The organism is Serratia myotis, from assembly GCF_027474885.1.
GTDB lineage: Bacteria > Pseudomonadota > Gammaproteobacteria > Enterobacterales > Enterobacteriaceae > Serratia > Serratia proteamaculans.
The window spans coordinates 4,550,583-4,564,425 of the sequence record NZ_CP099707.1 but is presented as its reverse complement, the minus strand read 5'-3'; the positions used below and the strand labels follow the sequence as shown (position 1 = coordinate 4,564,425).

General features: G+C 56.1%; 13 protein-coding genes. 3 read left to right on the top strand and 10 right to left on the bottom strand.

Features of this window, described 5'->3' with window-relative positions; all coding sequences use genetic code 11:
• Nucleotides 1-73: 73 nt before the first annotated feature.
• The 5 genes from NHG65_RS21520 to NHG65_RS21500 all read right to left on the bottom strand — a co-directional run bounded on the left by NHG65_RS21520 (nucleotide 74) and on the right by NHG65_RS21500 (nucleotide 5,845).
• Complete coding sequence (locus tag NHG65_RS21520; protein WP_207979470.1) at nucleotides 74-1,414, bottom strand: MFS transporter; 1,341 nt, start codon at nucleotides 1,412-1,414, stop codon at nucleotides 74-76.
• Between the two features lie 332 nt (nucleotides 1,415-1,746).
• Complete coding sequence (locus NHG65_RS21515; RefSeq protein WP_099065304.1) at nucleotides 1,747-2,721, bottom strand: LLM class oxidoreductase; 975 nt, start codon at nucleotides 2,719-2,721, stop codon at nucleotides 1,747-1,749.
• 251 nt (nucleotides 2,722-2,972) lie between these two features.
• The gene (locus NHG65_RS21510) at nucleotides 2,973-3,890 is read right to left on the bottom strand and encodes a LysR substrate-binding domain-containing protein (RefSeq protein ID WP_099065329.1); all 918 of its coding nucleotides are present in this window, start codon (nucleotides 3,888-3,890) and stop codon (nucleotides 2,973-2,975) included.
• 161 nt (nucleotides 3,891-4,051) lie between these two features.
• Nucleotides 4,052-4,750: an RluA family pseudouridine synthase gene (locus NHG65_RS21505; RefSeq protein WP_261425305.1), complete on the bottom strand. Its 699-nt coding sequence runs from the start codon at nucleotides 4,748-4,750 to the stop codon at nucleotides 4,052-4,054.
• Nucleotides 4,751-4,927: 177 nt separating this feature from the next.
• Complete coding sequence (locus NHG65_RS21500) at nucleotides 4,928-5,845, bottom strand: LysR family transcriptional regulator (protein WP_499182659.1); 918 nt, start codon at nucleotides 5,843-5,845, stop codon at nucleotides 4,928-4,930.
• A 224-nt stretch (nucleotides 5,846-6,069) separates the two neighbouring features.
• On the opposite strand from NHG65_RS21500, the gene NHG65_RS21495 reads away from it, so the two are divergent.
• The 3 genes from NHG65_RS21495 to NHG65_RS21485 are packed head-to-tail and all read left to right on the top strand — an operon-like array spanning nucleotide 6,070 to nucleotide 8,797.
• Nucleotides 6,070-7,263 carry an MFS transporter gene (locus tag NHG65_RS21495; protein WP_499182658.1) on the top strand — a complete coding sequence of 398 codons (1,194 nt, stop codon included), beginning with the start codon at nucleotides 6,070-6,072 and terminating at the stop codon, nucleotides 7,261-7,263.
• A gap of 12 nt (nucleotides 7,264-7,275) precedes the next feature.
• The gene (locus NHG65_RS21490; protein WP_499182657.1) at nucleotides 7,276-8,304 is read left to right on the top strand and encodes an alpha/beta hydrolase; all 1,029 of its coding nucleotides are present in this window, start codon (nucleotides 7,276-7,278) and stop codon (nucleotides 8,302-8,304) included.
• A gap of 49 nt (nucleotides 8,305-8,353) precedes the next feature.
• Nucleotides 8,354-8,797: a cyclophilin-like fold protein gene (locus NHG65_RS21485; protein WP_207979462.1), complete on the top strand. Its 444-nt coding sequence runs from the start codon at nucleotides 8,354-8,356 to the stop codon at nucleotides 8,795-8,797.
• 42 nt (nucleotides 8,798-8,839) lie between these two features.
• On the opposite strand, the gene araD is transcribed toward NHG65_RS21485, so the two are convergent.
• Genes araD through NHG65_RS21460 form a run of 5 tightly spaced genes read right to left on the bottom strand, consistent with a single transcriptional unit; the run spans nucleotide 8,840 to nucleotide 13,835 of the window.
• Complete coding sequence (gene araD, locus NHG65_RS21480; protein ID WP_219016909.1) at nucleotides 8,840-9,541, bottom strand: L-ribulose-5-phosphate 4-epimerase; 702 nt, start codon at nucleotides 9,539-9,541, stop codon at nucleotides 8,840-8,842.
• Nucleotides 9,535-10,395 carry an L-ribulose-5-phosphate 3-epimerase gene (locus NHG65_RS21475; RefSeq protein ID WP_085118762.1) on the bottom strand — a complete coding sequence of 287 codons (861 nt, stop codon included), beginning with the start codon at nucleotides 10,393-10,395 and terminating at the stop codon, nucleotides 9,535-9,537. The genes araD and NHG65_RS21475 overlap by 7 nt, the downstream gene beginning before the upstream one ends.
• A gap of 1 nt (nucleotide 10,396) precedes the next feature.
• Complete coding sequence (ulaD, locus tag NHG65_RS21470; RefSeq protein WP_499182656.1) at nucleotides 10,397-11,053, bottom strand: 3-keto-L-gulonate-6-phosphate decarboxylase UlaD; 657 nt, start codon at nucleotides 11,051-11,053, stop codon at nucleotides 10,397-10,399.
• Nucleotides 11,050-12,540 carry an FGGY-family carbohydrate kinase gene (locus NHG65_RS21465; protein WP_499182655.1) on the bottom strand — a complete coding sequence of 497 codons (1,491 nt, stop codon included), beginning with the start codon at nucleotides 12,538-12,540 and terminating at the stop codon, nucleotides 11,050-11,052. The genes ulaD and NHG65_RS21465 overlap by 4 nt, the downstream gene beginning before the upstream one ends.
• Nucleotides 12,540-13,835, bottom strand: coding sequence for an MFS transporter (locus tag NHG65_RS21460; protein WP_099065312.1), 1,296 nt, complete (start codon nucleotides 13,833-13,835; stop codon nucleotides 12,540-12,542). Before NHG65_RS21460 ends, NHG65_RS21465 begins: the two co-directional genes overlap by 1 nt.
• Nucleotides 13,836-13,843 lie beyond the last annotated feature (8 nt).

Below are 13,843 nucleotides of genomic sequence, written 5' to 3'. Positions count from 1 at the left end.
AGGCCCCTTTTTTATTGCCGGCCGAGACGACATCACTGAGATGGGTCTCGGCTTTTTTATTGGGTCAGTTGGGTCATGCAGAGTCAGCCGCAGGTGCCCGACGATTCAAACTGAGGCGGTAGAGCAGGAAGATGGCGGCAGAGCCCACCAACACCGGCAGCGCCAGCCAGATAAAGAACACTTCAGAGGAACCCGCAGCGGCAATCATCCAGGCTCCGAGCATCGAACCGACGATGGAACCGAAGCGGCCGCTGGCCATCGCCCAGCTTACCCCGGTGACGCGAGCCGCAGTGGGGTAGATAGTGGCGGAAACCAGATTCAAACCGTTCTGTGCACCAGCCACGCCGAAACCGATGAGGAACACGGTGGCGGCCAGCGTATAGACATCACCCATTAAATAGCCGGTGGCACCGACAACCAGCGCTGCACCCAGGTAGGACAGGGCCAGCACCCGGTAAGGCCCAACGCGGTCCATCAGCAGCGCCATCAGGATTGCCCCGAGAGTGCCGCCCAGTGGCACCATCGCCCCAATGCGTGATGCGTGGACGATATCGTAACCGGCATCCTTGAGAATGCTCGGCAGCCAACTGGTGAGTTGGTAAAACACGAACAGCGAGCAGAAGAAGGCCAGCCACAGCAGCAGGGTACGCACCGCGCGGCCTTCGATGAACAGGTGCGATATCGGCGATCTGACCTGCGTTGGGCGCTCGTCATCAATAATCGCCACGCCGGCCCAGCTTTTACCAGTAATGCGTTCGACCACCAGACGTAACCTATCGGCATGTTTTGGGCTGGAAGTCATAAAGCGCACGGACTCGGGCATCTGCCAGGCCAGCAATGGCAGCAGCAACAACGGCACAATACCACCGAGCATCAGTACGCCACGCCAGCCGAACGCCGGGATAATCTGCCCGGCAAGCAGACCGCCCAGAGCCAGACCGGCGGTGAAACCGCTCCAACTCAGAGTGACCATGATCATCCGCCGACGTGCCGGGGAGTACTCCGAACTGAGGGTGATACAGGTGGGCATTGCGCCACCCAAACCGATGCCAGTGATTAAACGCAGCAGGGTCAGCGACTCGATGGAATAGGTATAGGCCGAGGCCAGGGTACCCCCGCCAAAGATCAGTATCGAGACCAGCAGCACGCGTTTGCGGCCAATGGCATCGGCGACCGGACCGAAGATCAGACTGCCGATTAACAGGCCCAGCAACCCCGCGCCGAAGGCAGGAGATAACTGTGCAGGCAGCAGGCCCCACTCTTCACGCAGGGCAGGGGCAATGTAACCAATGACGGCGGTATCAAAACCGTCCAACAGGACGATAAGAAAGCACAGGCTGAGGATCAGGATCTGGTAAGGCGAGATCTTCGCGTTATCGATGATCTCACTGATACGAGCGGTGTTTTGGCTCATGGAGGTTCCACTTGAATAGACGAGTGTGGAGCTGGCTGGAGGGCAATGTAGGCGTCAGGTTCTTGCTGAAACGGGCCTGATCCAAAGCCGCTTTGGCTTGCATGGCGTAGAACCCCGAGTATACACCAGAGCCTGGGGCTTGCGGGGGGATGCCGTGAGGGAGATGTTGATGAGTTTTTCAATGGTAAGAAGCTTAACCGCTATCTCCATCGTTTCCGCATCTTCGATGCTCATACTCAGGGACCGGCGCTACTGGGAATAATGTTCCTGAAAAAACCAGGAGGATGGCGTCTTGGCCACCTCCTGGCGTTTCTAAAATGCTGATATTTAGCTTACGAATTTGCTGAAAACGACGGTAAAACATCCTCAATCAGTTCCTGTAACACCTCTTTCGCCGGGCGCTTGCTTGGCTTGAGATTCAGCGCGATATGAGATACGCCAACGCTCTCCTGCTGCTTCCAGTATTCCATCAGGGTGTTTCGGCCCGCGCTCATGAATACATTATTGAACAGGCGTAAAGGTTCATCCGGGTTTTCACTTAAATCCAGGAAGTTCGAATAGCCAAACGGATGCCATGTCTTGCCATCTCCAAGTTCGGCAATTTCATTCACGATATCACCCGAGCGTTTAGGATCAACGCCATGCCAAATCCAGGCATCAGATTGATTGGCGAACCAGGACATCTCCTGACGGGCACGGCCAATGGTGATCATTGGCAGGCGTGGAACGGTCGGTTTTGGCACTAAATCAATCCCGCCGTTGAAGTTGCCGTAATATTCTGTCGAGCCTTTGGGGAAACTGTTTTCAGTCAGCAGACGAACAACATCCCATGCTTCTCTGAAACGATCGGCTCGATTGTTAAATTCATAACCAAAGGCTGGATACTCAACCGGACGGTCACCACTCGACATTCCCAGAAGAAAGCGCCCACCTGACAGACGATCCACACTCGCCGCCTGCTTGGCGGTAAGCACAGGATTACGCAGTGGAGATACAATCCCGGCACTGCCTAATGCGATATTTTTGGTGATCGCAGCGAGGTAGCCTAAATCTACCATCGGATCATAGACCTGACCGACATCACCAAAATTAGGATCGTAGAAAGGAACATCGCGTACCCACAAGGCAGAAATCCCACCCTCATCGGCCATTTGCGCTAATTCGCGGTGATCGTCCATATTTGGAATCGGGCCTTCAGGATATCCTTTAAAGGGGGCAATAAGACCAAAGGTCAGTTTACCCGGCTGAAATACACGTTTGAAAGCAGTATGTTGTTGGAGGTGCAGCGGCAGTGTAAGTTTTGACATATTAATACCTGCTAATTAGTTTAATTAAGTCTGTCGCAACACAATAAAACAAAAATTCGGGAATGTGCTTCCCATATGACGGGACGGAATTGCTCAGAAGGATTTTAAATAAAGGCAGCTCGCTATATGAACGGGTTTGGTATATTGATAATTAAAGATAATTTTGGTGTGTTGCACGCAGGTGTTACTATCAGAATTAATATAAACATGTCATTAATGCTGGCGCAGTTAAATAAAAAACAAGTATGTAATCAACGCCCTTTCCAGGGGACGCCGTTGCTTTGCCAGTCTTCCGCAATCATGTCAACAAAACCACGAATTCTTGGGGATAAATGGCGTTTACTGGGGTAAATAATTCTTACTGGCTCAGGTTCCGTTTTATACTCGGTGAGAATGGCTGTCAGTTCCCCCTTTTCGAGAGACTGAAATACCAGGTAGTCAGGAAGCTGTATGATACCAAAGCCGGAGATAGCGGAGGAGAGCATGGCCTCTGAACTGTCGATATCCATACGGCCTGGGCCGTCGTAAATGAAATACCCCTCTGGTGTCTGATAGCGCCATGAACGACGTTTTTCAGCACTGCGTAAGAAGATGATGTCGTGTCTGGAGAGATCTTCCGGCACAACAGGCACACCGTGCAGGGAAAGGTATTCCGGCGAAGCGCAGGTGACCATGTGCTGAGTGGCGATAGTTCTGGTCAGTATCCGCGAGTCATCTTTCGGCTCTCCAATGCGGATGGCAATATCGAATCCTTCCTCGATCAGGTCAACATAGCGATCGGTAAAAACGATATATGCCCGCAACTCAGGCCACTTTTTCAAAAAACTGTCGATAACAGGAAGTATGTGACGCTGTCCCAGCGATAATGGTGCCGTCAGGCGAAGCGTTCCAGTGGGCTTTTCCCTGCGCAGAGCCATGGTTGCATCAACTTCCTCCAGGTCTTCCAGTATTTGCTTACAGCGATCGTACATAATCCGCCCCTCTTCCGTCAGACTGAGCTGACGAGTGGTCCGGTTAAGTAATCTCACGCCCAATTGTGCCTCCAGGCGTGTAATGCTTTTGCCGATAGCTGAACGAGAAAGACCAACGCTTGGCGTGGCACGGGTGTAACTCCCGGCGTCAACGGCTGCGACGAAGGCCGCAATATCACCAATACGATTCAGTTCCATCATTTTACTCTTTGAGTGAAAGCCTGTGTTTCCCGTGATATGGGAAGCACATTCCCCAAATTATCGATTAATCTTCGCATTAGCTTAACAACATGTCGTTAATAGGGCAGTTTTATTTTTGTAGCTCTGCTCCAGGTACATCAATGCCGTTTCTACCGCGTTCAGAACGGGCTGGCATTATGGGCTTTGATCGGCTCTTGGCTGACAGGATGAACAAAATGCAGCTCACTGGCGTGCAGCATCAGCCGCGGGGTCTGTTCGGTACCCGGCAGCAGGCGACCGCCATACAGGTCGCAGCCCAAAATAGGGTGGCCCAACTGCTGGCAGTGGATGCGCAGTTGATGGGTACGCCCGGTTTCCGGGGTTAGCTGTACCCGCGTCAATGGCAGTGATCTCCCGTCTTCCAACTCGTGGTAAAAGCGTTCAATGACCCGATAGCCAGAGCGAGCTGGCTTGCCGTGGATGGCGCAAATCGACATCAGCGGGAACAGCGCCGGATCTTTGGCAATCGCTGCGTCTATCACCCCTTCGTTGTCGTCCAGATGCCCACACAGCAGTGCGCTGTACACTTTGGTCACTGTGCGCTGGCTGAACTGTTGGCAGAGGGCGGCATTGATAGCCTTATTGCGGGCAATCACCATCAGCCCGGAAGTGCCGAAATCCAGGCGGTGGATCAAAGTACAGCCGGGGAATTGCTGTACCAGCCGATGATGCACCGAATCGAGATTTTGCGGATTCTTCCCCGACAGGCTGAGTAACCCGGTGGGCTTGTTGATCAGCACCAGACTCTCGTCCTGATAGAGGATCTCGATCTGGTCATGGCACGGTGGGGCAATAAAGGTATCGATAATCTTGGACATCAGGCCAACCAGAGGGAGAGTGGGTGCGGATGATAACGAATTTTAAACCGACAGGCGAATGACGACCCTGTATCGTTCAAAACCGCCTGTGGGCAGCTTGCTGTCATAAGCTGGCGTTGTGACGAAAGCATTATGCCAACAATTTTAGAGCCAGAAGGGTTATCCCAATTCTCTGTTTCATTTGATTAAATTTGCCGGTTGTCGTTTCCGGGATATGCGCAGGGCATCAACCACCAATGAAAACGCGGGGGAGACTTGCTTGCGACTGGGGTAGTAGAGGTAGTATCCGGGAAAAGGCTGACACCAGGCTTCGAGGACACGGAGCAGCCGGCCCTCTCTGATGTGTGAGCCAAACTCTTCTTCCGGAAGAAAAGCAATGCCCAAGCCTGCCAGCGCCGCATCGACAATATGTTCGGATGTATTGAACGTAAGCTGTCCGCTCACCCGCACATTCAGATCGCCCCCATCCTGATCGAAATCCCAGACGTAGAGCCCGCCAGATCGGACCATGCGCTGATTAATGCATTGATGTTGCGTCAGTTCATGAGGCGTTTGCGGGATGGGATAACGTGAGAAATAGTCCGGCGAGGCGACGGCCGCCATGCGTAATTTCGGGCCGATGGGCAGGGCAATCATATCCTTATCGATGGTATCTCCCAGGCGAACCCCGGCATCAAAACGGTCGGCGACGATATCGCGGAAGCCGTGGTTAGCATCGAACTCGATACGGATATCCGGGTATTCATGCAGCAGCGGCGTCAGCTTTGGCAACAGTGTGGTGCGCAGGACATCCGGGCCGCAGGTGATTCGCACGGTGCCTGCGGGTTTATCGCGCAGCTCCGTGAGCATATCCAGCTCAGCTTCAATCTCGTCGAAGCGATTACCGATAGCCTGCAAGAGACGTTCTCCGGCAACCGTAGGCGAGACGCTTCGGGTGGTTCGGGTGAGCAGGCGGATCTGCATACGCTCTTCCAGGGCTGAAATTGCCTGGCTGAGAGCCGGTTGCGTCACACCCATATGAGCCGCTGCACGCGTAAAGCTCCCTTCACGGGCCACGGTAACGAAATAAAGCAGGTCATTCAGGTTACGTTTCATTAGCGAGGCCCTCAGGATTAATAACCACAGCTTATAAGCCCATTAAGTATTCATTAGCTAGTCAGGCTACACCTGTCGTGTGAAAATTTCAGTAAGAGATAACTCTGGCGATAAACAACTATCGCTCTTCATTCTTGATACACATTTTGAGTCGCTATTCCCGTGAATAGCGTCGGCCCCCGGCTTGCCTGCATTTGGCCAGGGGAGCGTCAGAGAGGTTGATTATGTCCACATTGAGCCGTGAAACACCGCATAACCAAGAGCGCGCATGCTGGAGCGGCGTTTTTGCCATGACCCTGTGTGTGTTTGTGCTGATTGCATCGGAATTTATGCCGGTCAGCTTGCTGACACCCATTACCAGGGACCTGGGCGTGACTGAGGGCTTGGCAGGGCAGGGCATTGCCATTTCTGGGGGGCTGGCGCTATTGACCAGCCTGACCATGTCCAGCGTTGTCGGAAATCTGAACCGTAAAGTTCTTCTGTTGGGGATGACGGTTCTGATGGCAATGTCGGGGATGATTATCTCCCTGTCCTCCAGCTACCTGGTCTATATGGTGGGGCGAGCGCTGATTGGTATCGCTATCGGGGGATTCTGGTCGATGTCCGCTGCGACCGCCATTCGCCTGGTCCCTCAGCGTCTGGTGCCACGCGCTTTAGCCATTTTTAACGGCGGTAATGCGCTGGCTACCGTTGTGGCAGCCCCTTTGGGTAGCTATCTGGGGGCAACCATCGGCTGGCGCGGGGCCTTTTTCTGCCTGTTGCCGGTGGCGATAGTGGCCTTCATCTGGCAGTGGTTCAGCCTGCCTTCAATGGAAGCCGATAAAGGCCGCCAGTCATCCGGCTCGATTTTCCGTCTGTTCAGCTACCCCGGTGTACCTACTGGCCTGTTGGCTTGTGGACTGTTCTTCATGGGCCAGTTCGCGCTATTTACCTACCTACGCCCGTTCCTTGAGACGGTGACCCGAGTCGATGTCAGCACCTTAACCCTCATTCTGCTCATCATTGGCGTGGCGGGTTTTATTGGCACGCTGGTCATTGGCGCATTTTTGAAAGCCGGGTTTTACCCGACACTGATTGCCATTCCTCTGCTGATGGCGAGCATTGCCGGGATGTTGATCCTGGTCGGGCACAGCGTTTGGGTAGTTGCCCCCTTGCTGGGTATCTGGGGACTGATTGCGACAGCCGCGCCAACCGGGTGGTGGGCATGGGTCGCACGAACGCTGCCGAATGATGCGGAGGCGGGGGGCGGGCTGATGGTGGCAGCCATTCAGCTTGCCATAGCACTGGGATCCACCGCCGGTGGCTTTGCATTTGACCATCTCGGCTGGCAAAGCACATTTGCCCTGAGCGGCGGGTTGCTTCTCATCGCGGCCGCACTGACCTTTCTCACCGCACGTCAAAAACACAACACACATTAGAGGATTAGCTTCATGAAAAATATGACCCTGGCGCTGGGGCTGTTAATCAGCTCGTTCGCCGCCACTGCTGCCGATATGTCCAATGGCGCGGACAACTTCTACCAAAGCGATAAGGTCATACTGGAAAAAGTGACCTTCAAAAATCAGTACCAGATGAACGTTGTCGGCAATCTGTTTATTCCGAAAGAGATCAACCGTCATGTGAAAAATCCGGCGATCGTTATTGGCCATCCGATGGGCGCAGTGAAAGAGCAGAGTTCAAACCTGTACGCGCAAAAACTGGCGGAGCAGGGGTTTGTGACGCTGGCGATTGATCTGTCATTTTGGGGGGAAAGTGAAGGTAAACCGAGGCACTTAATCTCGCCGGAAATCTATGCTGACGACGTCAGCGCGGCAGTCGATTACCTGAGCACGCAGCCGTATGTGGATCCAGAGAAAATCGGTGTGTTGGGTATTTGCGGCAGTGGCAGTTTTGTTATTAGCGCCGCCAAAATAGACCCTCGCATGAAAGCGATCGCCACGGTCAGCATGTACGATATGGGCTCAGCTTTCCGTAATGGACTGAACCATTCTCAGTCGTTAGCACAACGCCAGGCCTTTATTAAGTCTGCCATCGAACAGCGATTTGCCGAATTTAAAGGCGGCGCTACGGTTTACATCCCTGGAACGGTTAATAAGCTGGATGATTCTACACCGGCAATCCAGCGTGAATTCTTTGACTTCTACCGGACTGAGCGCGGCGGCTACACGCCTAAGGGCGATAAAGAGGAACTGACTACGAAGCCTGTGTTGAGCAGCATCGGCAAGTTTATGAATTTCTATCCGTTCAATGATATTGAAACCATTTCACCACGCCCAATGCTGTTTATTACTGGCGACCAGGCACATTCGAAAGAATTCAGTGAAGATGCGTATAAACGCGCCGGGCAGCCGAAGGAACTGTTTGTGGTTCCAGGGGCTGGCCATGTCGATCTGTATGACCGCACTGACCTGATCCCTTTTGCTAAGCTGACATCGTTCTTCAAGACTAACCTGAAATAATGACAAAAGCCGCGCCCGAAAAGGCGCGGCATATTTCGGAGGAGACGGAATGAATAAACCGTGCTTTCTGTTACTTTGCCTGGTCGCGAATGGCCTGTTTCCCGTTTATGCCATTACCCCAGGTCAGACGGAAAAGGAAAACCCTATGACAATCAATATGAGTATCAATCAGCAGACATACGAAATTTCGTTATCGGATACAGCGGCGGCCAAGGCTTTTGTTGAACAACTCCCTCTGACGCTGAACATGGAAGAGCTTAACGGCAATGAGAAATTTGCCGATCTCGCTCATAGCTTACCCACCCGCCAGAGCAGACCGGGTGCCCTCCATGCAGGGGATCTGATGCTCTACGGCCACCAGACCCTGGTACTTTTCTACGAAACGTTTCAGACATCCTACAGCTACACCCCCATTGGCAAGGTTATTGCGCCAGAGGGGCTGAAAAAGGCGGTAGGTGATAAAAACATTGCCGTGCACTTTTACCGCGATTAGAGAGTGTTAAGCCCCGAAAACCATCATGGGGTCCCGGCCAATCTACTGCCCATAGTAAGCATTCTTGCCGTGCTTACGCAGGTAGTGTTTGTCCAGCAGCGCGGGCTGCATGCTGCCGATGCCCGGCGTCAGCTGACGCGAGAAAATCCCCATATAGGCAATTTCTTCCAGCACCACCGCGTTGTGCACCGCGCTGTGTGCGTCCTTGCCCCAGGCAAAGGGACCGTGTGAGTTGACCAGCACCGCCGGAATGGCGTTCGGGCTGATGCCACGGCGACGGAAGGTATCGATAATCACCTTGCCGGTCTCCAGTTCGTAATCATGCTCAATCTCGGCCTCGGTCATTAGCCGGGTGCAGGGAATGGCACCGTAGAAGTAGTCGGCGTGGGTGGTGCCCCAGGCGGGGATGTCCAGCCCGGCCTGCGCCCAGATGGTGGCGTGGCGCGAATGGGTGTGCACGATGCCGCCAATATCGGCAAATTCGCGGTACAGCGCCAGGTGGGTGGCGGTGTCCGAAGAGGGTTTTTTGCTGCCCTCGACGGTTTGCCCACTGGCAAGGTCGACCACCACCATGTCCCCGGCCGCCATGTGTTCATATTCCACGCCGGAAGGTTTGATTACTACCAGCCCGCGTTCGCGATCCACCGCGCTGACGTTGCCCCAGGTGAAAGTCACCAGATTGTGGCGCGGCAGGTCGAGGTTGGCTTCCAGTACCTGTTGCTTCAGTTGCGGCAGCGTTAGCATGTCATACCCCCTTGTTGCATTTTTTGTTCGATCCAACGGCGTGCCTGAACGATTTCGGCCACCGGCTCTTCGGCTTTTTCTGTCCACATTTCAATCAGGAAAGCGCCGCGATAGTTAAGCTGTTTCAGCGTGCGGAACACGGCGACAAAGTCGACACAGCCTTCGCCAAAGGGCACATCGCGGAACTGTCCCGGCGAGCTTTCGGTGACCGGATAGGTGTCTTTCAGATGGATGGCGGCAATGCGATCAATACCCAGCGCCAGCTCCTGCGCCACGTCATTGCCCCAGGCGCTGAGATTGCCGACGTCCGGATAGACCGTGAACCACGGCGATGCCAGGCAGGCGTCCCAGGCTTTCCACTTGCTGATCGAGTTTATAAAAGCGGTGTCCATGATTTCCACTGCCAGCATCACCTGGGCGGCGGCGGCGCGTTCGACCGCCCATTGCATGCCTTCGGTAAAGCGGGCGAGGGTGCTTTCGTCCTGCTGCTCGTAATAAACGTCATAACCGGCGAGCTGGATGGTGCGGATACCCACGTCCTTTGCCAGTTGAATCGCCTGTTCCATCACCTCGAAGGCGCGCTGGCGCAGCGCATCGTCATGGCTGCCGAACGGAAAGCGCCGGTGGCCGGACAGGCACATCGACGGGATGCTGATGCCGGTTTCCAGCATGGCGCTGACCAGCGACAGCCGCTGTTCCTTGCTCCAGCTCAGGCGTGCCAGCCGTTCGTCACTTTCATCCACCGACATTTCGACAAAATCAAAACCGCAGGCCTTGGCCAGTGCCAGCCGCTCGGGCCAGGTCAGGTGTTTCGGCAAGGCTTTTTCATAGATTCCCAACGGGTGCTGGCGCATATCAACTTCTCCAGATGTCATCAATGACGGTGCGGAACTGACCGGCGGCGGCCAGCGGATCGTCGGCCTCCGCCAGCGCCCGGCCGACGATAAAGGCGGTGACGGCGATGTCTTTAAACAGCGGTAAATCGGTCGGTGTGATGCCACCGGTGACCGACAGCTCAATACCCAGATCCGACAGGGCTTTCATCAGATCCAAATCTTGTTGGCTCCAGGTTTGCCCGCTGGCCTGCGCGTCGCGGCCACGGTGGTAGATCGCCTGGCGGATACCGAGTTCGCGCCACTGCCGGGCGTCGTCCAGCGTCCAGCGGCCGAACAGCTCAATCTGGATCTCCCCCTGGTGTTGTTGCGCCACTTCCAGCGCACTGGCCATGGTGGCTAACGGGGCGGCGCAGATCACCGTCATCCAGTTGGCACCGTGGCTGAAGGCCTGCTGCGCCAGCGTGCCGCCGGCATCGGCTACTTTCAGGTCGGCCACCAGAGTATGTTGCGGGCAGCGTTCACGCAGCGCGCTCACCGCCTGAATACCGGCGCTGATGCATAAAATGGTACCGGCCTCGATGATGTCGACGTGCGGTTGCAGGCGGTCTGCCGTCTGCAGGGCGGCGTCCAGCCGGGTGTGATCGAGCGCCAGTTGCAGGCGCGGTTTATTGCTCATAGAGCCTCCTGACCGGGTTGATTGAGCGTTTGCAGCGTTGCTACCAGCGCCTGATAACGCTGATATTTTTTACCGTAAGCCTCTGCGGCGGCGGCATCCGGCAGCACCCGTTTGATGCGCGGTGCCAACGCCCGCTGGGCAGCGGTGAAATCGCTGAAGGCGCCGCTGCCGACCATCGCTGCCATGGCCGCACCCAGGCAGCCGGTTTCTTCCACCTGCGGCAGTTCCACCGGCAGGCCGCTGACGTCGGCGAACATTTGCATCCAGGGAGCGGATTTGGTCGGGCCACCGGTGACGCGCAGAGCGGTGGCCGCAGGGAAGCGTTGCCGCATGCGGGTAAGGTGGGTCATATGGCAGAACACCACGCCTTCGTAAATTGCCTGCACCAGATGTTCGCGCTGGTGGAAGGCCTGCAGACCGTGGAAGCTGGCGCTCAGGCCCAGCCCGGCGTTGGAGCCGTACAGGAAGGGAACAAACAGCAGGCTGCTGTCGGCCTTCGGCAGCGTTGCCACCCAGTCGTTGAGCTGGGCGTAGTCCTGCAAGCCCCATTGGCGGCAGAACCATTCCAGGTTGGCGGCCGAGGTCGGGCTGGCTTCGTGCATAATGTATTGACCGGCTTCAGCGTGGCGGCCATAGACAAACGGGTAGTCGAACCCTTCGGTGATTTTGTCGGTAATGCCGCTGGTGACCGACCAGGTGCCCATCACCGCGTTGAGCCGCGTTTCGTCCCGCAACCCAGCACACAGAGCGGTGGACACCACGTCGAACAGCCCGCCGACTACCGGCGTACCCGCCAGCAGCCCGGTTGCCGCCGCAGCGGCCGCGTTAACTCGCCCGGCGATCTCGGCCGAACCCACTATCGGTGGCAGTGCCGGCATGATGTCGCCGATGCCCAGCAACTGTGCCAGCGCCGGGTCATAGCGGCCAGCGGCCATCTGGTACAGGTTGGATTCGGAGATATTGGTTTCTTCACAGGCCAGCTCGCCGGTCAGGCAGTAGCGCAGGTAATCGTGCGCCATCAGCACGCTGCCAATCTGGCGATAACGTTCCGGCTGATGCTGCCGAACCCAACGCAGTAACGACACCGGGTGACCGGTCCACAGCGTTTGCCGGGTCTGCGGATACAGCGCTTGCGGCACGCCCTGTTTTTGCCATTCCTGCACCAGCGTCAGCGCACGCTGATCGGAAGACAGCATGGCGTTGCCCAGCGGCAGCCCCTGCTTGTCCAGCAGAAACGCGCCTTTGCCCTGCGCCGAGATGCCGACCGCCTGAATATCTCCGGCGGCAATCTGGTTGCGGGTCAGCAGCTCACGGATCACCTCGGCAGCGGTGTGCCACAGCGCAGGCATCTCCCGTTCCGCCCAGCCGGGCTGGGGCGAGATAATCTCCAGGTTGCGGCGAGCGATACCCAGCTCAGCGCCCTGACGGTCATACAGCCCGGCCTTGATAAAGGTGCCGCCGCAGTCCAGTCCCAGCCAATAGTCCATTATTCGGCCCTCGCACTTTGGTCGCATTTGTTCGGCAGCATCAGCGCCAGCACCGAGGCGATGGCCAGCGATACCGCCAGGCTGTAAACGCCGACGTCCTTGCTGAACAGGCTGATCAATACCCCGACCATATAGGGGCCACAGAAGCCACCCAGATTACCCAGCGCGTTGATCACACCGCGTGCGCCACCGGCGACTTCGGCGTTGAACAGTTTGGGTGGAATGGTCCAGAACACCCCGGCTGCCGCCTGGATGAATACGCCGCAGCCGACCAGCGCGGCATAGGACCACCAGATGTGATCCTTCAACAGCACTGATAGCGCCATACAGATGGCGAAGCAGGCCAGCGGCAGTGCGACGAAGATTTTGCGTTTACCGGTACGATCAGAAAGTGAGGAAATCACCAGCATGCCGAAGATGGCGCCGATATAAGGCAGGATCGCCAACATCCCCACCTGCTCCATATTGCCGTTGGTCAGCCCCTTGAGGATGGTGGGCAGCCACAGGGTGTAGCCATAAATCCCGGTTTGGTAGAAGAAGTTCACCAGGATCAGTTGCCACATGATCTTGTCGCCCAGTACCCGGCGCAGCGAGGCGTTGCGCACCGTTTTGCCTTTGATCAGCAGTTGTTCGTCATGCAGCGTTTTAATCAGGTAGTCTTTTTCCGCTGCTGAAATCCACCTGGCCTCCTGCGGGCGGTTGCTGATGGTGAAATACCACAGCACCATCACCACCAGCGACAGCGCGCCTTCCACCAGGAACAGCATGCGCCAGTCCCAGACGGTGATGATCCAGCCGGACAGCGGGGCGGTGAGAATACCGGCAATCGGCACGAACATGATGACGATGGCATTGGCGCGCCCGCGTTCCTTGTCCGGGAACCAGTTGCTGATCATGGTCAGTACCACCGGCAGCATGCCGCCCTCGGAGACGCCCAGGGCAAAGCGCAGGAACAGCAGTTGGTATTGGTTACTGACCAGCCCGGTCAGCACCGAAATGATCGCCCAGGCCAGCAGCGACCAGCCGATGAATTTTTTGCCGTTGCCGTACACCGCCAGCTTGCCGCCGGGCACCTGCAGGAACAGATAACCGATAAAGAAGATGCCGCCAGCCAGTCCGGCCATCGAGGCGGTGATACCCAGCTCGGCATCCATGCCGCCGGGCATGGCGAAGGCGATATTCACCCGGTCCATATAGGAAATGATGCAGGTAATCAGGATCGGCGGTACGATCCGCAACCAGCGTAATTTAGGGATCGCCTGGCTTTGAGTGACAGAAACAGAGGCAGTGTTCATATGTACAC

Bases quoted from the DNA above. Each gene is read 5' to 3' on its own strand.
- NHG65_RS21515 (WP_099065304.1), bottom strand. From the start codon at position 2,721: ATGTCAAAACTTACACTGCCGCTGCACCTCCAACAACATACTGCTTTC.
- NHG65_RS21505 (WP_261425305.1), bottom strand. From the start codon at position 4,750: ATGTCCAAGATTATCGATACCTTTATTGCCCCACCGTGCCATGACCAG.
- NHG65_RS21495 (WP_499182658.1), top strand. From the start codon at position 6,070: ATGTCCACATTGAGCCGTGAAACACCGCATAACCAAGAGCGCGCATGC.
- NHG65_RS21460 (WP_099065312.1), bottom strand. From the start codon at position 13,835: ATGAACACTGCCTCTGTTTCTGTCACTCAAAGCCAGGCGATCCCTAAA.
- NHG65_RS21520 (WP_207979470.1), bottom strand. From the start codon at position 1,414: ATGAGCCAAAACACCGCTCGTATCAGTGAGATCATCGATAACGCGAAG.
- NHG65_RS21485 (WP_207979462.1), top strand. From the start codon at position 8,354: ATGAATAAACCGTGCTTTCTGTTACTTTGCCTGGTCGCGAATGGCCTG.
- NHG65_RS21510 (WP_099065329.1), bottom strand. From the start codon at position 3,890: ATGGAACTGAATCGTATTGGTGATATTGCGGCCTTCGTCGCAGCCGTT.
- araD (WP_219016909.1), bottom strand. From the start codon at position 9,541: ATGCTAACGCTGCCGCAACTGAAGCAACAGGTACTGGAAGCCAACCTC.
- NHG65_RS21490 (WP_499182657.1), top strand. From the start codon at position 7,276: ATGAAAAATATGACCCTGGCGCTGGGGCTGTTAATCAGCTCGTTCGCC.
- NHG65_RS21465 (WP_499182655.1), bottom strand. From the start codon at position 12,540: ATGGACTATTGGCTGGGACTGGACTGCGGCGGCACCTTTATCAAGGCC.
- NHG65_RS21475 (WP_085118762.1), bottom strand. From the start codon at position 10,395: ATGCGCCAGCACCCGTTGGGAATCTATGAAAAAGCCTTGCCGAAACAC.
- ulaD (WP_499182656.1), bottom strand. From the start codon at position 11,053: ATGAGCAATAAACCGCGCCTGCAACTGGCGCTCGATCACACCCGGCTG.
- NHG65_RS21500 (WP_499182659.1), bottom strand. From the start codon at position 5,845: ATGAAACGTAACCTGAATGACCTGCTTTATTTCGTTACCGTGGCCCGT.